This window comes from Rhodococcus sp. JVH1 (assembly GCF_000280725.2).
In the GTDB taxonomy this organism is placed as follows: Bacteria; Actinomycetota; Actinomycetes; order Mycobacteriales; family Mycobacteriaceae; genus Rhodococcus_F; species Rhodococcus_F jostii_A.
Genome location: NZ_CP166290.1, coordinates 998,892 through 1,021,560 on the forward strand (window position 1 = coordinate 998,892; position 22,669 = coordinate 1,021,560).

Sequence of the window (22,669 nt, forward strand, 5' to 3'; positions counted from 1 at the left end):
AACAACGAGGAGTATGTAATGAAAACTGGTGCCAAAATGCGCAGCGCGGTCTGCAGCACCGAAGTCATGGTCATCCGCGCCGGTACCGGAGACATCACCCTGTGCTGCGGTGGTGCACCGATGCTGGCACCGGACGAGTCGACCGAGGCGGTCGGCGCCCCTGCGGCCGGCTTCGCTGCGGGCACCGTGCTGGGAAAAAGGTACATCGACACGGAGTCCGGCGTGGAAGTCCTGTGCGTCAAGCCCGGTGCCGGCTCCGTATCGGCCGATGACCGGCCACTCGAGTTGTCGGTGCCCAAGGCCCTTCCCTCCTCGGACTGATGGGTACGACCATGAATCTTGCGATGCTGTTGGAAATGGCCGCAGACGCGGACGGTGACCGAATCGCCGTCGGTACCCGACGAGACGGTCTGACCTACCGCGAACTGCTCGAACTGAGTCGTGGTTACGGCTCTCAGATCGGCCGGCTCGACGCGCAGGCGTTGGCGTATCTCGACCTGAACTCGCCGACGTGCATTGCGCTGCTGTTCGGATGCAGCTACGCGGGTGTGCCGTTCGCTCCCATCAACTACCGTTGGACCGACCAACAGGTTGGCCGCGCGCTCGAACGACTCGCGCCGGTCGCGGTGGTCGCCGGCGCCGACTTCACCGCCCGAGTCGAGTCCAGCGACAGCGTCAGCCTGCTCGATCTGTCCACACCGGACACCGCGGAGGAAGCCGTCGCGGCACGCAACGAACGTTCACCGGCGGTGTTGCTGTTCACGAGCGGTACCAGTGGTGATCCGAAAGCCGCAGTTCTGCGAAGCAGCAATCTCGTGCCGTACGTGGTCAGTACAGTCGAGTTTTTCAATGCGGGTCCCGAGGAAGCGATCCTGGTATCGGTCCCGCCCTACCATATCGCCTCGGTGAGCTCAGCGCTCACATCGGTGTATTCGGGACGTCGTATCGTTCAACTTCCCGCGTTCGAACCGGAATCCTGGGTGGATCTCGCCGCGGAAGAGGCCATCACGCACGCCATGGTGGTTCCGACGATGCTGGGCCGGATCCTCGATGTGCTCGAACAGCGTGGCCAGCGGCTCGACGCGCTGCGACATCTGTCGTACGGCGGTGGGCGGATGCCGGTGGAGACGGTCGAGCGCGCTCTCGCACTGCTACCCGGAGTCGATTTGGTCAATGCGTACGGTCTCACCGAGACCAGCTCGACCATCGCGGTTCTGGGGCCTGACGATCATCGGGTCGCCGCGGCCAGTACCGACCCGTCAGTTCGCGCGCGGCTCGGCTCGGTGGGCCGCCCGATCCCGTCGATCGAACTCGAGGTGCGGTCCGACGATGGGTCAGTGCTACCGGCCGGTGCGGCGGGGGAAGTTTGGGTGCGCGGCGAACAAGTGTCAGGGGAGTACCTTTCGCACTCGGCAATGGGGGAGGGAGGGTGGTACCCCACCCGCGATCATGGGCATCTCGACGCTGATGGTTACCTGTTCCTACACGGCCGCGCGGACGATGTGATCGTCCGCGGGGGCGAGAACATTGCTCCGGCGGAGATCGAGGACTGTTTGCGTAGCCATGAAGCTGTGGCCGACGTCGCCGTGGTCGGTGTGCCCGATCCGGAGTGGGGTGAGCGCGTCGAAGCTGTGGTGGTGCTTGCTGCCGGCACAGCCGCAGGCGTCGAGGAATTGCAGGAATTGGTCCGCGTGACCCTGCGCTCGACCCGGGTTCCCGCCGAGATCCACTATCGTGACGAGTTGCCCTACAACGAGCTCGGGAAGCTGTTGCGTCGTGAGGTTCGCACCGAACTGGCCGCCCGTCTCGAAGGAGCGACGGCATGATCCTCGAATACTCCGAAGCCACCGAAGATCGGATACTGCTTCGCGAATCGATCATCGCGATGGTCCGCAAGGTCAATCCACCCGAAAATCTCCTCGAACGGGCCGAGACGGCGTCGGCCGGTGGCACCGACACGGAGCTGTGGTCGGCACTCAGTGGAGATTTCGCGGCGCCTGCCCTGGCAGTTCCCGAGGCTCTCGGCGGGGTGGGGGCGACCTTCGCAGAGGCCGCTGTGGTCCTCGAGGAACTCGGAGCAGCGTTGGCCACTGTGCCCTACCTAACTACCGTCGTCGCCACCGAAGTTCTTCTCGCTGCAGCAGGTTGCGAAGTTTCGGACACGTGGGTTCCTCGGCTTGCCGCCGGAGAGGCCACCGCCACCGTCATCTTCGATCCGGTCCTGATCGGTGACCACGCATACGCCGAACAGTCCGCTCCCTTCACTGCACAACGGACGCCCGACGCATACACCCTGTCGGGAACGGCAGAGTTCGTGATCGACGGAGCAACAGCAGATCTCATCCTGATACCGGTCCGAGACGGCTCGGGGTGCACCCTCTTCGCCGTCGAAGGCAAACACCTGCGGCGGGACGCCATGCATACACTCGATCCCACGCGGCCGCTGGCCGTGATCACGGCCGAAAATGCACCGGCCGAGTTGATCGGTACGGTCGGCGACGCCGGACAGCTGCTCGCCCGTGCCCGCGATCTCGCGTTGCTGGCAATCGGATGCGAACAGCTGGGACAGTCGAAGACCGTCCTGAATATGGCTGTCGAGTACGCACGTGAACGCATACAGTTCGGAAGGCCCATTGGTTCATTCCAAGCGATCAAGCACAAGCTCGCCGAGGTGGCGGTCGCCGTGCAGAGCGCCGAGTCTGCAGTCGAGCACGGTATCTGGGCGGCAGCGAAGGGCACCGCCGACGAACTGTCGCGCGCGGCCGCGATGGTGGCAATGGCATGCGCTCCCGCAGCAGTTCTCGCTGCGGGCGAGTGTATTCAGGTCCACGGCGGTATCGGATTCACCTGGGAGCACCCTGCTCATCTCTATTATCGGCGGGCGCTGAGCAGTGCGGGGTTGCTGGGCACGCCGCAGCATCATGCCGAGCGCCTTCTCGAACTCGCACTGAGTTGACGCATGGGGGCGGAACGCCCAGATGCCTCGGGAGATCACGAAAGGAAGGCCAGTGACGTCACTTGGATTGTCCGCGTTCGGCATGACAGGTCACGACCTGTTGGAGTTGGCGATATCAGCGGACCAACTGGGATTCGATGCGCTATGGCTCGGTGAACACATCTTCCATCCGATCGGGTACGGAAGTGATCATCCGACCGACGGGACGCAGGCGCACAGTCACCATGCCGGCCCGATCCTGGACACCGACACCGAACTGACCGACCCCTGGGCGGTGCATGCGGCGATCGCGGCCTCGACGACACGGATCCGACTCGGTACCGCCGTGTACCTGGCCCCACTGCGCCATCCGTTGCTCACCGCGCGCACCACCATCACCGTTCAGGAATTGAGCGGGGGCCGAGTGTTACTCGGCGTCGGTGCCGGATGGTTGGAGGAAGAGTTCGCTTCACTCGGAGTGCCCTACAGGACCCGGATGTCGCGAACAGAGGAGTGCATCGAGGTGCTGAGGGCGGCGTGGTCCGGGAAACCGTTCGTGCACAATGGCAAACACTTCCACATCGGCTCAGTGCAGATGCATTCGCGAAAGGTGGACATCCCCGTCATACTGGGAGGAAACGGACCCAAGGCGCTGGACCGCGCAGCGAGGCTCGGAGACGGATGGTTCACGTCAGGCACGCCCTCGTTCGAGGGATCGCTGGAACTGGTAACCGAGATAGCACAGTTACGTGAAAAGTACGGTAAAACAGACGAATTCGTTTGCTATGTTCGTGTCGACGCAACGAGCGTGACTCAGCTACAGCGGTACCACGATTGCGGCATGACCAACCTGGTCGTGTGGGCGGACTCGATCTGGAAGGGTGCCACCGTCGAAGAGCGGCGCGCTAATCTGGCGAAGGCAGCCGACGATCTGGGCGTGCGGCCGGTCGATCGCATTGCCGCGGGGTAAATCAGGCGTCTGAACATTTGTTCGGCACCGTGGAGGTCGCAATCGAGGAGTTGGCGGAGCTGCTCGAACGCCAAATCCCCTCCCGTGAACCGGATGCTGCGTGTCTTCACGTTCGTCGATCGTCGCAGTGTGATTCCCGCCCACTCAGGGCAGGATGAGACCGTGGGCGATCGAACAGCAGTAGACCTCGCGCGTGAACTGGCATACGTTCGCGACTGTTTCCGCACGCCGGAGGGCGAGGATTCCACATCCCGACGACCACGTTCGACCAGGCTCTCCATGAGCTGACCAGTGTCGAACTATCACCATGTGATCCCACGTGATTTCCGGTGGTGCGGCACCCCGAGGCCTGTTGGTCGCGATGGTGTCACCCTTGGTCAGGGACGGTGGTGCCGGGGTGGTGTGGGTCAGGCAGGATGATGACCGCAAATGTGTGGGCCGAGTTCTCGGTTCACAGGTGCGCGAGCATGGGGAACAGGGCGATCGCGGAGACGGTGATCCCCGCGGCGCCGGCAACGACGCCCAGGAGGGCCCGCAACGATGCCGCCTCGTCGTCCGCCACCGCGGACCGCGAGGTGGCGAGGGCGCCGCAGGCCACCGCGGCCACTCCGAAGAGGAAGCCGAGTCCGACCACCCAGAACGACGCCACGGACAGCGCCCCGAGGGTGATCGACATGGCGGGCAACCGCGACCCATGCTGTTTCCGTATCCCGGTGTCGTCGAGGGGGGAACACATGCGGTGGTCGGCACCGGGGCTGTCGGGGACGGCGGCGGTCATGATCCTCCTTCTCACGGTTGACGAGTCGGGTCGACGGGGCACATAGGGTTGACGAGACCGAAAGTGTCTTCGAAACTGTTCGGGCGCAACGGGAACGGTGTTGTCGAAGCCGTTTCGGTGGTCGAGGGTTGCGACTCGATCGAGGGTCTGTCGCTTGTGACGAAGACCCCATACGAATTTAGCACTCGTATCGTGTGAGTGCTAACTCTTTTCGCTAAGTAATTTCATGACCTCGCCGCCCGCTGCGTAGGTGTATCCACCCCGGGCTCCGTGGCCGTGGACATTCGCCCAGGCCCGAGGGGTGGACGGTGCTGGCTCGGTTGTCGAGCGAAGGGCGCTTCGTTGTCTGGGGAGCCGAGGCGGTTCCCGCGATGTCGCTGAGTGCGAATGCCGATTTATGTCGGCGCGGCAGGGTGGGGCGCGTGTTGCGGACCCGCTGATTGGCGCAGTATCGGCGAGAGGGTGCCAGTGTCGAGTCCGTCCGCCCGTCTATCGTGACACGGATGGTACGCGGTACACTGTTGGCACAAATGGAGGTGGTGGACATGCTGGTCGACCGTGATCGTGCCCGCGACTCGATCCATGCCTTGTCGGATCCGGACCTCGTGGAGCTGTTGGTTGAGGAGTTCGCCCGGCGGCCGGCCCTGCGTCCCGTGCGGGACGATGTGACGGCATTGCTGTCGATGAGCCCCGCGCTGGCGCGTCAGCAGGAGCGTGCGGTCGCCAACCCGGCCGCCGCGGCGGTGGCCCGCACGCGGATCGTCGCGTCCGTGCTGAACGCGATCGTCGAGAAGCACGAGATGCTCGACTCCACCGCCGTCAGCCGTGTCCTGGGGAAGGCGGCCACCAGCCGGAACACCGCCAGCCGCCTGTCGGCGGCCGGCACGGTGATCGCGCTGCCGGTATCGGGGCACAAGCTCTACCCGGCGTTCCAGTTCGATCCCGACCGTCGGCAGGTCCGCCCGATCGTCGCCGAGCTCAACCGGGCCCTCGACGCGAAGGGCGACCCGTGGGGGGTGGCGTCCTGGTGGCTCAGCCCGACCGACTTCGCCGACGACCCGCGATCCCCGGCCGCGCTGGCCGTCGACGGTGGGCACGAGCAGGATCTGCGGGACCTGGCCGACGACCTGACGCAGGACTGAACCCGCGTGACCTACCCGGATCCACCCACACCGCTGCCTGCTGCCCTGATCACCACCATTCCCGCCGATACCTCGCTGTGGCGCATCCACAGCGCCACCCGCGGCGCCGCGGAGTTGAACCCCACCGCCCGGCCCCGCGTCAGGGTTGGGGGCCGGTTCGACAGTCTCGACGGCTCCTACGGCTACCTGTACCTCGGTGACAGTCCGGCTGCGGCGGTCGCCGAGACCCTCTGCCGCAACCTGCCGGTCGAGAAGTCCCCGCGGCTTATCCCGCGGGCGACGGTCGCCGGCCGGGTCCTGAGTGAACTGCGGACCACCCGCACGGTGAAAGTCGTGGATCTGACCGGGACCGGGGCGTCCCGGATCAATGCCGGCGCCTGGTTGTCCAAGTGCGACCCCTCCGGGTATCTGCACACCCGCCGGTGGGTCGCCGCGATCCTCGCCGCGAACCCCGATGTCGATGGCGTGCAGTACCGGCCGCGGCACGACGAGAACACCCTCGCCTGGATGCTGGCCGATGACCCGGCCGCGCACACCCACCCCGCCGTCACCGCCGCCGGAGGGGTGATCGCGCTCGACTCCGCCGACGGGCACTACCTGTTGGGTGCGATCCTCACCCCGCACAACGCCGCGCTCGGACCCTGATCCCGCGTGCCGGCAGACAGCGGCACGCCGAGGTCGCGACAGCCTTGCAGCTGATTCGGGGCGGAGCGGGACGTCAGGTAGAGGCCGGCGACGCGGCCGCGCCGAAAAGTACCTTCGAAGCGGGTTGTGCTGGGCGGATACCTCGATGGTGCCGGCAGCACAGGATCGTCGCGTGCGAGATCGCCGGGCGGTGGGTGATCGCTGGGGTGGTTAGTGACGGTCGTTCTCGTCGACCCAGTAGGTGAAGGTGTACCGGCTGATCCCGGGCGAATCGGTCGTCAAGACCGTCTGCAGGGACAGATCGGACCAGGCGCGGACGCCCTGCGCGCGCAACTGCGCGACCGCCCTCTCCTCCGCGCCGTCACGGGCCGCGCCGGCCGGCAACTCCAGCGACATTCGTTCGATTCCCACCGGGAACACACTATGGCAGCGAAACGCGCGCACGTTCCTCGCCCGTTTCCATGGGACTGCACACACGTCGCGGCATCGTGTGGAGACGTCAGCCATTGGGTCCGGTTGTCGGTGTCGGCTCTGCGACGTAACGGTCCGAAACAGTCGACTATGACTGGTGGACACTGGGGTTCGTGTAGGAGTCGGGAGGCGATCTGCCGACTTCGGGTTCGCCGATGGTCTGCGTCGTGTCAGGGCGGTCGAAGGGCGGCGTCGAGGATGGACGTGCGCAGAAGTAGACGAACGAGATGGGGGCGAGGGGGATTCGCTCCGAGGGGTGACACGTCAGCCGAGGCTCGCCGCGTCACAGGTGCGAACAGCGGCGGCGACACGGTTGATGTGTTGTGGTGCGGCCAAGCGCAGCCCCCGCCAACGATGTATATCAGCTGGCAGGGGCGCTACACGGACAACCTGCACGTAGGAACGAGCAGCGCACAATTGATCTTCGTGAGCCGGACCCTGGAAGTCCAGGGAGTGTGATCCATGCCATTGCACTTTCTCCGCAACCTGAATTACCGACCAGTAAGTGCGATTTCACGTCTTCTTTCACGGTGTGCGATCCGGTGGCAGTCTCTCGGTCACGGGTCGGCGCGATCCGGCAACAGGGGGTGGTACCGCCGGACCCGATGAGTTCTGCTTCGCCACAACAGTGCCGGCGGATTTCGGCATCGAGTGATTGAGCGACAAGCTTGTATCGTCCACTGGTTGTTCTGTGCTGCAGCGTGTCCGGGCCTATTCGTAACTGTCTGTGCAATCGAGTATGTGTGGCGAGCCGCTCACTTGCCGTGGACGCTGACGACCAACGGCCCGGTCGGTTCAGTGCTGGCGGGTGGTCGGCAAGGCTCGCACGATTTGTGCAGTTGTCGCGAAATGCTTGGTCAGGCATGGTTTGAACACCCCTCATGTGATGCAGACCACAGCTGAATTTGTGGGAGAAGTCTGGTGCTCGGGGGCGTTCGGTTGCAACCCTAGGCTGAGACCCAAAGCCTCCAGACCTAATTTCGGGTATGGGTGTAGGTATTTCGGCCAATGTGCAAATGCCGAAGTCGGTCCAAAGTGGCTGGTGCGCGTCGTCGACGTGGCAGTCGAGAATTATCTGCACGTGAGAGAAGAGTTGTCATGGCACGGATCGCCTAAAACTTGGGTATAAATCTGCTGAATACGTTGCGGGTCGGTGTGGTTGGCACTGTTCTGTACGCGGGGCTGATCATGGGCGTGGTTGTGGTGGCAGTGTGGAAGTTCCCGATGCCCGGCGTGTAGTCCCGCGGCGACTCCTGGTCCTGCGCCGATGCCTGGCGAGTGAAACACCAGGTGGCAGTTCGGCGATAGAGCTGACAGGGGCGTGGTTGTGCCCGTGGCCTCGCGTGGCCGGTGATCAACGCGCGATACCCGTGACGGGCCCTGTTTGCTGTGGAAGGGACGATGATGTTCGGGACGGGCGTAGGTCTCATGGTTGGCCTGCTGGTGGTGGCGCTTCTGGTGGTGCCCGTCTCGTTGGGTGTGGCGGCACGAGCGGACGCGAAGGTCCGCCGCCTTGCGGAGTCCCGGGCGTCCCATCCGAATCCGGTGGGCTCGGTCGCTGTCGCGGATGTGGACGAGCGGTGCGATCGGTGGCGGCAGCTGGCGACGCGGGCGTGGTTGATCTGCGGCGGCGCCTCGCTGGTCGCAGTAGCGGTCGTGGGTGTCTTGATCTGTGTCGGGTGAAGCCGACGACGTAAGCCGGGAGTGCGTGTGGTGGCTCGCGACTGTCGTTACGGGGTGGGCTGAGCCCACAACCTGCGAACCCGCAGTTTAAAGATCAACGAAGATGAAACCATCTCGGCCGCTGTGACATATGCGCCAGAGGCCCCCTCGATGCGGGCACGCCCAGGTGAGCCGAAGCGGCCCGGTCGGAGTGCAGTCCCCTCCGGCCGGGCCTCGCCGGGACGTACAACCGGTACCCGCCGCGTGAATCCTGACCGCGCTCCTCACGCAGTGCGCGTCCGGGAGACGCGCTCCGGTCGAGAAGCGCGGTTCCGCGTTGGTGCACCGGGGTGGTCAGCGTCGCTGATGTCTCCTCGGATGTGCTACGGGTGGAAATAGCGACCGGATCCACGGAGCTCGGCGGAACAGTGCGCCAAGCCCTGCTAGCCAGTACAGGTTTGGCTGGCGCCGTATTGTTTTGGTGACCTGCTCCGTCGTGTTCCGGTGCGAGGAAATGGTAGATCCGCCGCCCACCCCAACCGGCGCAATGTGACACAGGCCACATGACTTTCTCGGTGGCCCGTACGTCGGCCGGCGGCCGTCGGTGCAGGCTCGCCGATTCAAATACATGCATTCGAGTACGGGCCTTTGTTCTGCCAGGGCGGATTCGGTGCCTGACCGATCGACTCGCCTGGTGCCGAACTCTGCCCGCCCGGGCAATGAGAGATCGTCGGCGAGGTCGGACTGGCCGGTCTGTTACTCGGGTAAGTGCGGTGTGTTGCGGTTGAATGCGTGCCATGGGGTCGTCGGCGGGTGAGCAGCTGTGGCAGACGTTGTCCGATTCCGGGTTGGCATTGGTGTGCGTCCGCGGGCCGCAGCGCCGATGGGCGGATTTGCTCTTACCTGGGGATGAATCGGTGGGGGAGCTGACCTGGCTGGCCCGGGACGCCGACGAGATCGCCGAGCAGTACCGCGACCACCGATAGCGACACACCCGAGCCGCGATGGCGCTGGAGCTGACCGGGCGGCGCCCACCGAAGAAGCGGCACCGTGGTCTGTTTTCGTGTGAGCGGGTGTCGGCGGCTGTGCAGGTGGACGCGGGTTTCCCGGAGGTACGGCGCGCCGGTGCCGGTGGTAGCGTCGCGCAGGCTGCATGGGGTGCGATCGAAAGTCCCCGGGGCGACGTCGCTCCCAATCTTGACCAAGGGCTGCAGCGGCGAAGGGCACGGAAGGTGCGGTAGATGGTGCAACAGCAACGGGCGGCGGTGACCCGGGCGCAGATCGTCCGCGGGGCAGCGGAAATGTTCGACAAGTCCGGGTTCGAGGGCGCCAGTCTCGTCGAGATCCTCGAGGCGGCGGGCATGACGAAGGGGGCCTTGTACTTTCATTTCCGGTCCAAGGAAGATTTGGCCCGGCACATCATCGCCGAGCAGCACCGGATCTCCATCTCCGCGGTGCAGGCCATCGCCGCGCAGGAGGCGTCGGCGATCGAGCAGATCGTGATGCTCTGCCACGAGATGGCCCGGCAGATCGTGCAGGATCCGATCGTGCGGGCCGGGATCCGCATCACCCTCGAGCTCAGCGCCGACGACCGTGGCCCCGCGGGCCCGTACTTGGATTGGATCGCCGCCTGTCAAGGGTTGGCGGCGCGTGCGGTCGCCGAGGGCGACCTTGTGGACACTATCGACCCGCCGACGTTCGCGCGGTTCGTCATCGGCGCGTTCACCGGGGTCCAGACCCTGTCTCAGGTCCTGACCCATCGCGTGGATCTCGAGCAGCGGGTGGACGAGATGTGGGGGTTCCTGCTGCCGGGGATCATGCCGACCGCCCGGCACTCCGGCATGATGCGGATCCGGGCGGCCCGCACCGATGTTGCCGTCACCGGATCGCCCGGCGGTCAGGATTAGTGCGCTCAGCGCGCCGGAACGACTGCACGTGCTTGCTGCAGACCGATAAGTGCGCCATCCGCACGACGCGGCGACCGCGATCGGCACAACAGCGGGATGAGTACGGCCGGTGACCGGACCTGCTCCAGCGCGCACCGGTGCGGGGGTGTGAGCCTCGGTGTCGTCGAGGTGGGGATGGCCGGTGCCGGGCAGCGGCCGGGTCCGGGTGTCGTGCCCGCCAGGGGCGTTGCGCGCCGCGGCGATGGGCGGGAGTGTTGAGAGGGCGGCCGCGGAGCGCGGCGTGCGTGGGCGGTGTTAGTGCAGGTCCGCTCGCGTGCCGGGTGCGGGCGGTGCTTATGCTCGATCCCGGGGTGTTCGCGGAGCGGAAAGGTGGCGCAGCATGGCCGGGAACAGCGGCAACCGGCCGGTCGATGGCCCGGTGTTGACGGTCGGTGTCCGGGTGCTGGTCCGCAGGAGCGCCGCGGCCGACGTCATCGGGGAGATCATCGAGGACTATGCGGCAGTGACCGACCCCGGTGGTGGTGGGCACGAGTGGGCGCCGGTGCATCGGTGGGCGATCGCGGTCGACGACGGGCGACTGGTCTTCGCCGACACCGAGGACCTGACCATCGATCCGAGTTTCCACCACCCCATCCCGGACCCGGACCGCGATCGGGTCGTGCGCACATCCGGCCGGCACCGGGGAGAGTGACGGTCGCACCCCGCGCCGCCCGCCGACGGGTCCCGGCCCCCGGGGATGTGGGGTGCCCCGTGCGGTGAGGAGCCCGAAGGCGTCGGAGGTGCCCGGCAGGGATTCGGTGTTCGGTTAGGCGCAGTCCCGGCAGATCAGCTGCGCGGGGTCGGCGAGTCGGCTGCGGTGATGGACGAGGAAGCAACTGGTGCAGGTGAATTCGTCTGCCTGCTTGGGGATGACGCGGACTGTGAGTTCTTCACCGGACAGGTCGGCGCCGGGCAGTTCGAAGGATTCGGCGGTGTCGGTATCCTCGACGTCCACGACGGGGGACTGCGTGTCTTTCCGGCTGGCGGTCAGCTGTTCGAGGGACGTGTCGCTCTCGTCGGATTCGGTGACTCTGGGGGCGTCGTAGTCGGTGGCCATGGTTGTTGTACCTCATGCTCTGGGTGTTCGGATCCGCCAGATTAGAGGGTCGGTCGACGCGACACACGTCCGGGGTTTCATTGCCCAGTGATGTCGGTCCGGCAACCGAATGCGCCCCCGGATGGAGATTGCCGGTTGCCGGCTCTGTTCGTGGTTCGGGCGCGGTTCTGTGTTGCCCACGGACGCCTCTGTGCTGAAATCCTGCGGCGCTACTTCAGATTGTGTGGTGGGTGTCGTTCCATGCGCGGAGGAGGTCGTTGCAGAGGGTGGTCTTGACGTTGCGCAGGTGCCCCAGGTCTGATGGTCGCGGGGTCATCGCGGCTTGGAGTAGATGGAGGAACCTGTTCCGTTGTACGCCGAATTTGATGAATAAGTCCTCGGCGTCGGCGCCGCCGTAGGGCGCCCATTCGATGGCGAAGGCAACGAGCGCCCGGTCCGCGGGGGTGATGGAGTGCACGCTGGCGAGCAGGTCGCAGACGCGCAGGGACTGCCGTAGCCAGTTGAGTTCGGGAGAGTCGGTGGGAACGGCGATGCCCGCGCGCCGCCGACGGGCGCCGCGGTTGCCGATCCGGATGCGCTCGGGGTGAGCCCGGCACGGGACGACTGCTTCTGCAGCGGAGGGGTCGAGCGTTGCCGGTGACGTCCTCGGCGGTGGGGCGGGATTTTCGAGCATGGATGCCTCTGGCGGGTGTAGAACTGATCGGGTTCTTCCATAGTTCGCGATCACCCACGGATCCGGACCGGCCATCCGGCGGGGTGGGGTGCCTGTTTAGGTGCCCGGACGCACGTCGGTCGAGGGAACGGCGCTTCGGACGATGCCTACACCGGCTCTTCGCGCCACGGCGGGCCCGTAGGTGATCGGGGTTCGGGGCGTCGTTGCCGCGGCGCCGAGCCCGGTCCGAGGATCCGTCGGGTTGCCTTACCCGTCGTGTCCGCGAACGGTGTGCTCGAGGTAAACGCGAAGTCATGCGTGAACGTTGGTTCTTCTTGCCTGAGACTCATTGTCAAGTAACGCTATTCAACAATCGCGCATAGCCAGTGCGCAAGCAGTTCAGCGACGACCGTGCCATTCTGGAAGGCTGGTGAGCAGTGATTGCGGGAAATCTTTGGGTGAGGCCGAACCTTCCTTCGTGGTCTGCGCGCACGCACTTCTCGGCTGGGTTCGTCCACCGACGGATCGTTCACAGAGACGAGCGCGACTGCCGCTCGTCGCGGTCGGTACGCATCACCCTCGATGTCGTGTGTCGAAGGGCGTTGACGCTGGTGCGGCTCAATGGGGCTCAGGTAGGGGAGAGGATGGCGCTGTGGTCGGCGATGATGCGGGCGACGAGGTCGCGGCCGGGGCGCTGGTCGAGGGGCAGGGGTGGGGTGGTGGGGTCGAGGGTCAGGTCGGGGTGGGGTGTGAGTGCGGGGTTGGTGGTGAGGATCCAGGCGAGGGTGTCTTCGTTGTGCCGGGGCCGGTAGGCGAGGCCGTCGATGTCGGGGTCGGCGGCGCGGATGGCGTTCGCCCACCGCCTTGTGGTGACGTAGTGCCGGGCTTCGCATTTGGTGAGCCAGAGGTCTTGTCCGACCGCAGAGAGGTGCGGGCCGTGGAGTGCGGCGGTGGTGAGGGTGCGGGTGACGGTGAGGGCGGTCAGGGTGCGGCCGGTCACGGCGGAGGCAGGAACGATCCGCGCGATCGTGGGGTCCAAGGGGAGGTCCCGGCAGATGGTTTCGGCGATCGCCCCGTCGGGGCTGTCGGCGATATAGAGGTAGGCGTAGCTGCCGTCGAGGGAGTCGAACCGGCCGCCGGCGAGTTCGTCGGGCTGCGCCGTCGGGTTCGGGGCGTGCGGGGCGCGGTGGCTGCTGTGCACCCGCCACACCACTGTTCCGGCAGTCAGCACGGTTCGGTGCGCCGGCCGGAGCAGTCCTGCGGCCGGTGGTTCGATGTTCGGCATCAGTCGGGCAGCACCGCGGAGGCGAGCCGCTCGAGCTTCCGGCCGGTGGCGGGGTCGGGGTCGGCGGCGAGGTCGGCTGGGGTCTGCCCCTCGGGTAGGCGGGTGGAGGGGGTCAGCCACCACGACGCCACACCCCATGGGTCATCAGCGGCGCCGAGGGCCGTGTTGACGGCGGCCACGGTGTCGCGGACCGAGGCGGTGGCCTCGTCGAACTGGAATGCCGGGTACCGGTAGCTGTTGCCGACGGGCAGGGCGACGACCTTGCCGGTGGTGCGCAGGCGGGAGGCGACGGTGCGGTCGGCTGCGGGCCGGTGCAGGGTGGCGGCGACCTGGCCGGCGGTGAGCATCGGGTGGTCGAGGATGTGCCGGCGGGCGGCTTGCTCGAGGTCGGCTTGTGCGATGGCGTCGTCGACGAGGTCGGCGCCGATCCGGGCGGCCTGGGTGCGGTCGGTCAGGGTCGGTGCCATCGCGAGCAGCGCGGTCACCTGGTTGCGGACCAGGTGCATCTCGGGGCGGGCGGCGAGTTCGGAGGCGACGACGTCGATCAGTTCGGGGGTCGACAGATCCGACAAACGGTGCCGTTCGTCCGGCGACGGAATGCCTTGCGGGCGGTCGCCGGCGCGGGTGTAGCGGCCGGTGACGGTGTCGGGGCGCAGCCGGTAGCCGGCGAGCTTGTGGTGTCGCCGGGGAGAGATCGATCGGTGGGTCGACATGAGCACTCCTTGCTACGTTTGCACCGCAATATTACATCGTTGCTTCCGTTGCGGCCAGCGGAAGGGCCTGCTGCTGATCACCGCACTCAGGGCAGGATGAAACCGTGAGAGACCGCACCGCAGCCGACGTCGAGTGTGAACGCGCCATGCTCGCCCACGTGCGTGACCGCCTGCGGGCTTCGGAGGGCAACGACTTCCGCGTCCCGACCACCGCCGTCGACCAGGTCCTCGATGAGTTCAACAGTCTCGAACGATCACCGTGGGATCCCACCTGATGCCGTGCAGAGCCCGGGGTGCTGGTCACCGGTGTGAAGGGGTCGCACCCAGGTGACGTCACCGAAGGGTCTGGCATGCGCTGCCACGTCATCCCCGCGCTTGGAAACAGCCCACCTTTACCGGGTCAGGGCACAGTCCACATGCCCATCCCCGGCCAGAATGTGGTGCTGTAGGGGATGCCCAGGGTGATGGTGGCGACGAGGACACCGGCCCCGGTCGCGGCGGCCGCCGGTGGCGGTGATTGCGGGGAGTGGGATGCGCGCACCTCGGCATCCCCGGCCGCGCCGGTGGTGAGGTTGCGCCAATGCGCGGTTCCGGTGCATCCGGTCGCCATGCGGAAGTACGTCAGACCCGGTGTCGCGGTGTCGGTTCGCGCGATGACGCGGCCCTGGCAGATGCCCATCCACGTCGCATACTGAAACGACAACGTGTTGCCGGCCACCGGCACGGGCAGAACCGTATCGACCGGTGCCGCGAACACGGCAGGTGCACCGACGATCGCGGCAGTCAGCGTCACCAGGCGGCAGACAGGGTCGCAATGAATCCCTCATGACCGGTCCTGTCGGGCGATGTGAGGCCATCTTCCGCCGGATATCCACCACGGTTTGCCGGAATCACGGACTCCAGTGGAGACGTCGGCTGGCCGCGTCGACGTGGGTGCGAGCAGAGGCGGGTAATCGGTCGCGGGCGTGATAGCTGCAGCGTGCGTATCTTTCTCCGTGGTGCGCCGGCCGGGAGCCGCGCGTTGAGCCCGCGGTTATCGGATTGCCGCCAATCGGGGCTCACTTCTACTGATGTGCAGTGTCATTCACGTAGATGACACCGGTCGGCTCGGGAGAATCAACCCGTGGACGCCGTGCGGTTCCACGGTGTCACAATGTTTGCCGGGTGGTGTCCGCGACTGAAACGAACCGATTAGTATGCGCAGTTGATGCGACGGACGTCGGAAGCAAAGGCTTCGGCTCTTGTCCGGCCGCGCAGGGTTGGTGCGGTTCCGGGTCGAACGAGGGTGGTTTCTGGTGGAGTTTCCGATGCTGTCCAAGGGACAGAACGTGTCGCTGCCCGCTGAGGTGGAGCAGATCGATGTGGTGCTGGGGTGGACCGAGTCGGAGGTCGAGGTCGATGCCTCCGCGCTGTTGTTGAACGCGCAGGGGAAAGTGCGCTCCGACGAGGATTTCGTGTTCTACAACCAGCCCGAGTCGACGGACGGGTCGATCCGGTTCCTGGGTACGAGCGGCACCGAGGAAGGTGCGCAGGCGCGGATCGCGATCGACCTGTCCACTGTGCCGGAGGACGTGCACACCGTGGCCTTGGTCGGCAGTGTCGCCGAGGGCAGGTTCGGTGATCTCGGAAAGCTCGCTCTGCGTGTCGTCGACGGGGCCGGGTACACGTTGGCGGAGTACGTCACGGCCGATGCCACAACCGAGTCGGCGTTCGTGTTCGGCGAGGTGTACCGCCGCAACGGGGAGTGGAAGATCCGAGCGGTCGGGCAGGGCTGGGAGTCCGGGCTGGCCGGTTTGGCCACGGATTTCGGTGTCGACATCGACAACGAACCGGATCTCGAGCTCACCACCGGCGATGACTCATCCGGCAGTGTCGAACCCGCTGCACCGCCGAACGGGTCCGCCGGCGACGCCCCGCAACTGGTGCCCGAACTGCCCACCCCACCCGCCGTCGCGCCGGCGACACCGGCGAAGGCGAGAGGCCGGGGTGTCCGCACCGCCAAGCGGGCGGTGAAAAAGTCGAAGCCGGTCGAATTCACCCTCGCCGAACAGGACACCTGGCAGCCGGCGCGGTTGTTCTCGGTCATCGGCGTCGGCACCGGGGAGGAACAGGAGCGGCGCGCTACCTCAGCCCTGATCGCCACCATGCAGGCCATGCGCCCCTTCGCACGCGCGGTGTGCGCCCGGATGGGGGCCCCGGTCGGTGTCTTCGAAGGCTACGTCGAGGTCGCGTACGAGCGGGGTGAGACGAAGGTGATCCCCGACGCGGTGCTGAAGGTCTCCCGCGGCACCAGGGTGTGGACCGGCCTGCTCGAGGTCAAGACCGGCAACGGCAAGCTCAAGAAGGAACAGCTCGAGAACTATCTCGACGTGGCGCGGAAGAAGAAGTACGACGTGGTGGTCAGCCTGTCGAACGACGTCCCCGCCAGTGCCGGGGAGTTGCCGGTGGAGGTCGACCGTCGCAAGCTTGCCAAGGTCGCGCTGCGCCATTTGTCGTGGGCGGAGGTGGCGCACGAGGCACGGATGTTGCTCTCGCACGGCGGTATCGACGATAACCTGCAGGCCTGGATCCTGGCCGAATTCCTGCGCTACCTCGACCACCCCCGCTCCGGGGCGGCCGAGTTCGTCGACATGGGCCGGCACTGGGTGACCGTCCGCGACGCGGTCACCGCCGGCACCCTCCGCGCCGGCGACCAGAAAGCCGCCACCGTGGCCGACACCTGGGTGTCCCTCTCCCGTCATCTCGCGCTGCGGCTGACCGCCGAACTCGGTGTCACCGTCAAACACATTCTGCCCCGCCGTCACGGCAGCGACCCCGCGGCCCGCAATGCGGCGGTAGCCGAAAGGTTGGCGACCGACGGGGTGTTCGAAGCGGTGCTGCGGATCCCGGAAACGGCCGGGGATTTGGTGGTGATCGCGGATGTGCGGACCAACAAGATCCGCTGCCGCACCACCGTGGAGGCACCGAACGAGGGAACCTCCGGTCGTCGGCTGTCGTGGCTACTCAAGCAACTCAAGGACGTACCCGGCGATGTTCAGGTCGAAGCGGTGTTCTCCGAGCGCGGCAACGAAGCCTGCGAGCACCTCGACACGGTGCGAGCGGACCCGAAGGTACTGACCAATGGGCGCTCCGGAGACATCGTCTCCTTCTCCCTCGAACAAACCTTCCCGATGGGCGGCCGGCGGTCGGGCACCGCGGCGAGCTTCATCACCAGCGTGACGTCATCGACCGACGCGTTCTACGGGACAGTGGTTCAACAACTGCGGGAATGGGTGCCGGCAGCGCCGAAGCAGAATGAACAGCCGAGGTCGGAGATCGCGGAATCCGAAGGCGAGTAGCCCGTCACATGAGGGGGTAGGCGGCGGCGCCGCTGGAGCGGACAGTCGTGCGAATCCGAGTCTCGGCCGAACTATTCGTGTCCACTGACAGGAGTAAGCGGATGCGCGCAGGCGGCAATCAAAGATGATGAACGCCGCCGTCGTCGCAACGCCGTTCTCCCGTTTGTGCACTTCATCGTGGATAGAGGTGAGTGATCCATGGCTGTCGTGCGAGTGGTTCGCCGGCACGAGTTGAGTATTCATGCGTTCTGGTGTGCGACAACGATATATGTAGGGAGAGGGCCAGTTCGGACGTTACAATCCCGCGCAGCAACTGTCGGAGCGCATTTAGAGCGTGTCTCATGTGGATGAAGTGATGTGTGGGACATAATGTGACGCGTGTTAGATGGGTTGTCACTGCGGTTGGTGCCGGATGCGTTGTGGGAGACCGTCGAACCGTTGATTCCGCGATTCGCCGCGCGGCCGCAGGGAGGTGGCAGTGCACCGGTGGATGATCGGGCGGTGTTCAACCGCGATCGTGTACGTGCTGACCAGTGGATGTGCGTGGCGGCATCTGCCGCCCTGGTTCGGGGTCACCGTTCCTACCGCGCACCGAAGGTTTACCGCCTGGGCGGCGGCCGGGTGTTCGACAGACTGCACCGCGAGGTGCTCGACCGCCTCGGTAGCGCCGGTGAACTCGACTGGACGGCAGCAATCCTGGACGCTGCGAGCGTGCGGGCGAAAAAAGGGGATCGCTGACCGGGCCGAGTCCGGTCGATCGCGGCAAGAAGGGGTCGAAGATCCACGTCCTGTCCGAGGCCAACGGCATCCCGCTGGTCGTCGATGTGTCCGCGGCGAATACCCACGACAGCACCCTGCTGCAACCGATGGTCAGCGCGATCCCGGCGGTGAAGTCCCGACGCGGTCCGCGCCGTCGCAAACCCGGAAAGCTTCGCGCCGACAAGGACTACGACTACGACAAGCACCGCCGGTGGCTGCGCGAAGAGGGAATTGTTCCACGCATCGCCCGCCGCGGAATCGAGAGGAACGACCGGCTGGGCCGGTACCGGTGGAAGATCGAACGCACCACCGCCTGGCTCACCGGCTACCGACGCCTGACCATCCGCTACGAACGCCACTCCGAGCACTTTGCCGGATTCCTCCATCTCGCGGCCGCGCTCACTTGCTACAAGAAGCTCCCCACGTGAGACAACCTCTTAGTGTGTAGGGGCGCCCTCGCCGGGCGAGCCGGCGTGAGTCTCCGATGTGGCTCCGGTCGAACGACGAGCGACCCCGGCAGTTCGGCGCTGCCGACGGTGCCACCGGGGTATCGGGTGGTCTAGTTCAGGACTGACGCTGGGGGTGTGGTGTTGTCGGGGTTTCTCGACCAGGCGTTCGCTGCGGCGCTGACTGTGGAGAACAGGGCACCGTGTTCCTTGGCTCTGTGGATCATGCGCTCAAGGATCCTGATCCGGGCGGCTCGTCCGATCGATTGTGGGTGGAATGTCTGAGTGAACACTCCGTGCGGTAGTTCGTCGACCATGAAGTCGAGATCTCCGACCCATCTATCGGCCAGCGCGTTCACATCTGTTGAACCGGGAACCAAGATCGGGGGGACGAGGGCGAACTCCATGAATGGGAAGTCGTCGAGTGTCCAGGAGACGGGCACCTCGACGAGATCGAGTTCGGGCCCGAACTCCGCTGCGCGATCGGTATGGATGACATCTCCTGTGCGGCAGCGATAGAGCTCGAAGTCGTGTCCCATCATGCTGCTGTCGTAGGTGAATCCGTACTCACTGAGAAGCCGTGTGGAGTTCGGGGAGAGGTCGAACGCGGGGGATCGGTATCCGGCTGGGCGAACGCCGAGCACCCGGTCCAGTGCGTCGAGGCCACGTTCGATCACGGTGCGTTCGGCGGCTTCGTCGAGGCTTGTGGGGCCTTCGTGGGCGTAGCCGTGGTGTCCGATTTCGTGTCCGGCGTCCCGGATGCGTCTGCACACATCGGGGTAGGTATCTGCGTCGAGTCCGGGGATGAACCAGGTGCTGGTCACTCCTTCTCTCTCGAGCAGGTCGAGGATCCGGGGGGTGGCGACATTTGCTGCGAACTCGCCACGCGAGACATAGGTGGGGGTGGCGACGCCGAACGATCCCAGCCACACGGAAATGGCATCGAAATCGAAGGTCAGGCACACCGTTGGTTGTGACATGAAGATGCTCCTCGAGCTAGGGGTGGACGGGTGTGGAGGCGGTGGTGACATGGGTGGGCCATGCGCGATATCGGTCGGCGCGGCGCCGCCGGTCCGCGAATGTTGTCGCTGCGCCGCTGCTCCGGTTGTCCTCCAGGTGGTTCAGGTCGAGGTCGGCGATGGCGACGGCGTCGATGTTGGGCGGGGTCTGGGCGAGCACCCCATCTGCGGGCCATCTTGTGTCGCACGGACCGAGCAGCGCGCTCTGCGCCCAGGTTCCCGGCCATGGGCCGCGTGGTGGACTCGCTGATCCGGCGTGCACGGTGAAGACTTGGTTCTCGATCGACCGGGCGGCAAGGCAATGGCGCACCCGCCAGAATCCTGCTTCGTTCAAGGTCAGCGATGGGCAGAGAATGATGTGGGCGCCTTGCTCGACCAATGACGCCGAACACTCCGGGATTTCGGCCTCGTAACAGATGTTGACACCGATTCTCGCGAACGGCAGATCCACGACCTTCATGTCATCGCCTTCGGCGATATCGAGCGTGAATTCGAGCGGGAACAGGTGGGTCTTGGCGTGTTCGTGGAGCAGCCTCCCGGTCGGCCCAAACAGCGGCGCAACATTGAGCAGCCTCCCGTCCTCGGTCTGCACGAGATGCGAGCCGGCGAGGACGTGTTGTTGGCGGCGTCGGGCCTCGGCGCTCATAAATTCGCGGTAGCGGTCGGCGAAATCTGCGGTACGGACGGCCGGCTGCAGGTCGGTGGCGTCCTGCCATCCGGGCACCGCAGTCATCAGCTCGAAGGTGACGAGCTCGGGGAGAACGACGAGATCCGCCCCGGCCGCGTGGTCGAGAACTTCGACCATGTGGGCCGCGAACGATTCGAAGTCCGGGACGTTGCGGAAGACAGTGGAGCAACTAGCGATGCGTGGCACGTCGGCGGGTCCTTTCACGTGTGATCTGTATTTATGCTCCCGTGGCGATGACCCTCCGCACATCGGTCGAATGACCGATTTGCCTGGTAAACGGGTGGTGGTAGCGTGGCGTGATGGCGGCCAATCGCGCGCACGGCCGGAATGCCACGGCGCTTGTTTCCCGGTCCGGGGTAGTCCGTGACCGTCCGCGCGGCGCGTTGGCTCAGCACTCGCGACTGATCGACTACCTGCGTGTCGGGGTGCGCTTCGGTCACGAGGTGCCGTTCGGATTTCTGTGGCTCGCCCCCGGAGACCGGAACGCGGCGAGCCGGAACGCGGTGTTGCGCGTTCGAGTTCTTCCGACCGGCACACCGGAGACCTGTGAGGTGGACGTCACCGAGACAGATCAAACCGACCTGTCCGGACTTACCCGACGTGAGCTACAGGTGTTGACCTTGATGGTGTGCGGTCTGACCAACAGCGCGATCGCCGACTGCCTGTCGGTCGAGCGCAGAACGGCGGCCTCCCACGTTGAGAGTCTCTTCAGCAAGCTGTGCCTACCGAACAGGGCAGCCGCAGCCGCGGTTGCGGCCGACCAGGAGTTGATCGCGCTTCCTCTCGTGGGCGATGTACGGGCGATCCCACCAGTGGGCGCTTTGAGGTTGGAACGGTGGTTGCGATCGGGCGCGAATGAAACCACTTTGTCCACGCGGCCACCCCGCACGCGCAGTCCGTTGACACTGGGTGCGATCTACCCGCGGGACACCTCGTCGGCGGCTGACGGGGCGCAGATGACGAAGGGCACGCGCCTCGCGGTTGAGGAGATCAACGAGCGAGGAGGTGTCGCCGGCCGCCGCATCGAGGTTCTACCGCTGCACGTCGATGCGACAGATGGGCGCAGCGTCCGAAGTGCCATTGAAGGGCTCATCGACAGCAATGTCGATGCCCTGACCCTCGGCTACACCTATGACCGCACCATCGCCGGCCTCGCTGCGCAGTTCGATAGTGCTTCGTCGGCCGAATGTCCTTTGCTGCATCATTCGACCTCGGCGAATGCAACGCGTCTGACGTTGGAGGACCCCGAACGGTACGGGAATGTGTTCCAGGTGTGCGCCGCGGAAGATATGTACGGTATCGGGTTCGTCCGCGCGATCACCGATTTGAGGGATTCCGGGGTGTGGGTGCCGGCGTCATCACGGATTCTGGTACTGGAGTCGCAGGATCCCGACATGGTCACGCTCCGCCCGGGCGCGCTCGTTGCTGCCGATCGAGCGGGATGGCAGCTCGATGTCGAACACATCGACTCGGTGAAATCGGACTGGCCTGTAGCGGTCCGCGAGATCGTCGTTCGCGATCCCGCCGCGGTGATGGTGACAAACTTCTCCGCTCCGCAAGTTGCGGCGTTCGTTAAGCTCATCCGGTCCGAGCTGCCGGGTCCGCTGATCTACACCCTGTATGCGCCGTCCGTGCCGGGATTCCTCGAGCAAGCCGGTGAGGCTGCAGAGGGCCTTCTGTGGGCCACTGTTACCGGTCTCTACGGTGACCGATTCGGTCGACAGTTCGGGGAGCGGTTCCACCGGCGGTTCGGCGAGCGCCCAGGGCTCTCGAGCGCCGGGATTCATTACGACATGGTGCATCTGTTGGCACTGGCATGGTCGAGATGCGCGTCGCCGAGGGATTTCAGGGAGGTCAATGCCCGGCTCCGGGAAGCCGTTCATCGCGGGGTCAACGGCGCGTACTACCTCGGAAATCGTGGGCAGACCAATGTCTCGTATCTGGACGCGGCATCGGATGTTTCTGTTGCGCAAGCTCATCTGGTCTTTCAAGTCCAGGATGGACAGCACCGGATCATTGCACCAACCCCGTTGTCCGAGTCGATGTTTCGGGAATAGTCCTCCAATCTCAATTTTCTCACAACGCGGTGGGTGTGCTCAGGTTGGAACTGGGTGATGGCGATGTTCGGTTGGTGGTCGGCCGTCGAACTCGCTTCATAGCCTC

The 22,669-nt window shown here is 65.6% G+C and carries 22 protein-coding genes and 1 pseudogene; 14 read left to right on the top strand and 9 right to left on the bottom strand.

Features of this window, described 5'->3' with window-relative positions; translation table 11 throughout:
• Positions 1-18 precede the first annotated feature (18 nt).
• The 4 genes from JVH1_RS42215 to JVH1_RS42230 all read left to right on the top strand — a co-directional run bounded on the left by JVH1_RS42215 (position 19) and on the right by JVH1_RS42230 (position 3,905).
• A complete protein-coding gene (locus JVH1_RS42215; protein ID WP_009476040.1) occupies positions 19-321 on the top strand; it encodes a hypothetical protein in 303 nt (100 codons plus the stop codon).
• Between the two features lie 11 nt (positions 322-332).
• Entirely contained in the window at positions 333-1,826 is a 1,494-nt protein-coding gene (locus tag JVH1_RS42220; RefSeq protein ID WP_009476039.1) for a class I adenylate-forming enzyme family protein, read from the top strand.
• Positions 1,823-2,956, top strand: a complete 1,134-nt coding sequence (locus tag JVH1_RS42225; RefSeq protein WP_009476038.1) for an acyl-CoA dehydrogenase family protein — start codon at positions 1,823-1,825, stop codon at positions 2,954-2,956. Before JVH1_RS42220 ends, JVH1_RS42225 begins: the two co-directional genes overlap by 4 nt.
• 82 nt (positions 2,957-3,038) lie before the next feature.
• Entirely contained in the window at positions 3,039-3,905 is an 867-nt protein-coding gene (locus JVH1_RS42230) for a TIGR03619 family F420-dependent LLM class oxidoreductase (RefSeq protein WP_371113190.1), read from the top strand.
• A 451-nt stretch (positions 3,906-4,356) separates the two neighbouring features.
• On the opposite strand, the gene JVH1_RS42235 is transcribed toward JVH1_RS42230, so the two are convergent.
• On the bottom strand, positions 4,357-4,683 hold the full coding sequence (locus JVH1_RS42235) for a hypothetical protein (RefSeq protein ID WP_009476035.1): 327 nt from the start codon (positions 4,681-4,683) through the stop codon (positions 4,357-4,359).
• A 545-nt stretch (positions 4,684-5,228) separates the two neighbouring features.
• Between JVH1_RS42235 and JVH1_RS42240 the strand changes: the two genes are divergently transcribed.
• Together JVH1_RS42240 and JVH1_RS42245 are read left to right on the top strand one after the other, a co-directional pair.
• Positions 5,229-5,825, top strand: coding sequence for a hypothetical protein (locus JVH1_RS42240; protein WP_009476032.1), 597 nt, complete (start codon positions 5,229-5,231; stop codon positions 5,823-5,825).
• Between the two features lie 6 nt (positions 5,826-5,831).
• Positions 5,832-6,470: an RES family NAD+ phosphorylase gene (locus tag JVH1_RS42245; RefSeq protein ID WP_009476031.1), complete on the top strand. Its 639-nt coding sequence runs from the start codon at positions 5,832-5,834 to the stop codon at positions 6,468-6,470.
• 210 nt (positions 6,471-6,680) lie between these two features.
• On the opposite strand, the gene JVH1_RS42250 is transcribed toward JVH1_RS42245, so the two are convergent.
• The gene (locus JVH1_RS42250) at positions 6,681-6,881 is read right to left on the bottom strand and encodes a hypothetical protein (RefSeq protein ID WP_009476030.1); all 201 of its coding nucleotides are present in this window, start codon (positions 6,879-6,881) and stop codon (positions 6,681-6,683) included.
• A 1,464-nt stretch (positions 6,882-8,345) separates the two neighbouring features.
• Between JVH1_RS42250 and JVH1_RS42255 the strand changes: the two genes are divergently transcribed.
• The 4 genes from JVH1_RS42255 (at position 8,346) to JVH1_RS42270 (ending at position 11,201) form a co-directional block, all read left to right on the top strand.
• Positions 8,346-8,624, top strand: a complete 279-nt coding sequence (locus tag JVH1_RS42255; protein WP_043779888.1) for a hypothetical protein — start codon at positions 8,346-8,348, stop codon at positions 8,622-8,624.
• Positions 8,625-9,400: 776 nt separating this feature from the next.
• Positions 9,401-9,589: a hypothetical protein gene (locus JVH1_RS42260; RefSeq protein ID WP_009476026.1), complete on the top strand. Its 189-nt coding sequence runs from the start codon at positions 9,401-9,403 to the stop codon at positions 9,587-9,589.
• Between the two features lie 255 nt (positions 9,590-9,844).
• Positions 9,845-10,510, top strand: a complete 666-nt coding sequence (locus JVH1_RS42265; RefSeq protein WP_009476024.1) for a ScbR family autoregulator-binding transcription factor — start codon at positions 9,845-9,847, stop codon at positions 10,508-10,510.
• A 379-nt stretch (positions 10,511-10,889) separates the two neighbouring features.
• Positions 10,890-11,201 (top strand): hypothetical protein, encoded by a 312-nt coding sequence (locus JVH1_RS42270; RefSeq protein WP_009476023.1) that lies wholly within the window; start codon positions 10,890-10,892, stop codon positions 11,199-11,201.
• Between the two features lie 114 nt (positions 11,202-11,315).
• Here the strand turns inward: JVH1_RS42270 and JVH1_RS42275 are convergent, their stop codons facing one another.
• From JVH1_RS42275 to JVH1_RS42290, 4 genes are all read right to left on the bottom strand, one after another.
• Positions 11,316-11,606 (bottom strand): DUF4193 domain-containing protein, encoded by a 291-nt coding sequence (locus JVH1_RS42275; protein ID WP_009476022.1) that lies wholly within the window; start codon positions 11,604-11,606, stop codon positions 11,316-11,318.
• A gap of 214 nt (positions 11,607-11,820) precedes the next feature.
• Entirely contained in the window at positions 11,821-12,279 is a 459-nt protein-coding gene (locus tag JVH1_RS42280) for a hypothetical protein (RefSeq protein ID WP_009476021.1), read from the bottom strand.
• Positions 12,280-12,886: 607 nt separating this feature from the next.
• The gene (locus JVH1_RS42285; protein ID WP_009476020.1) at positions 12,887-13,543 is read right to left on the bottom strand and encodes an RES family NAD+ phosphorylase; all 657 of its coding nucleotides are present in this window, start codon (positions 13,541-13,543) and stop codon (positions 12,887-12,889) included.
• A complete protein-coding gene (locus JVH1_RS42290) occupies positions 13,543-14,256 on the bottom strand; it encodes a hypothetical protein (RefSeq protein ID WP_009476019.1) in 714 nt (237 codons plus the stop codon). The genes JVH1_RS42285 and JVH1_RS42290 overlap by 1 nt, the downstream gene beginning before the upstream one ends.
• A gap of 104 nt (positions 14,257-14,360) precedes the next feature.
• Between JVH1_RS42290 and JVH1_RS42295 the strand changes: the two genes are divergently transcribed.
• On the top strand, positions 14,361-14,531 hold the full coding sequence (locus tag JVH1_RS42295) for a hypothetical protein (RefSeq protein WP_009476018.1): 171 nt from the start codon (positions 14,361-14,363) through the stop codon (positions 14,529-14,531).
• Positions 14,532-14,656: 125 nt separating this feature from the next.
• On the opposite strand, the gene JVH1_RS42300 is transcribed toward JVH1_RS42295, so the two are convergent.
• Positions 14,657-15,049: a hypothetical protein gene (locus tag JVH1_RS42300; RefSeq protein WP_009476017.1), complete on the bottom strand. Its 393-nt coding sequence runs from the start codon at positions 15,047-15,049 to the stop codon at positions 14,657-14,659.
• Between the two features lie 502 nt (positions 15,050-15,551).
• Here JVH1_RS42300 and JVH1_RS42305 point away from each other — a divergent pair.
• Positions 15,552-17,594, top strand: a complete 2,043-nt coding sequence (locus JVH1_RS42305; RefSeq protein ID WP_009476016.1) for a TerD family protein — start codon at positions 15,552-15,554, stop codon at positions 17,592-17,594.
• A gap of 378 nt (positions 17,595-17,972) precedes the next feature.
• Positions 17,973-18,781, top strand: a pseudogene (locus JVH1_RS42310) (IS5 family transposase).
• Between the two features lie 131 nt (positions 18,782-18,912).
• Here JVH1_RS42310 and JVH1_RS42315 read toward each other — a convergent pair.
• Both JVH1_RS42315 and JVH1_RS42320 read right to left on the bottom strand, forming a co-directional pair.
• Positions 18,913-19,779, bottom strand: coding sequence for a polysaccharide deacetylase (locus tag JVH1_RS42315; protein WP_009476013.1), 867 nt, complete (start codon positions 19,777-19,779; stop codon positions 18,913-18,915).
• A 16-nt stretch (positions 19,780-19,795) separates the two neighbouring features.
• Positions 19,796-20,692 (bottom strand): nitrilase-related carbon-nitrogen hydrolase, encoded by an 897-nt coding sequence (locus tag JVH1_RS42320; RefSeq protein ID WP_009476012.1) that lies wholly within the window; start codon positions 20,690-20,692, stop codon positions 19,796-19,798.
• A gap of 113 nt (positions 20,693-20,805) precedes the next feature.
• On the opposite strand from JVH1_RS42320, the gene JVH1_RS42325 reads away from it, so the two are divergent.
• Entirely contained in the window at positions 20,806-22,563 is a 1,758-nt protein-coding gene (locus tag JVH1_RS42325) for an ABC transporter substrate-binding protein (protein WP_043779821.1), read from the top strand.
• Positions 22,564-22,669 lie beyond the last annotated feature (106 nt).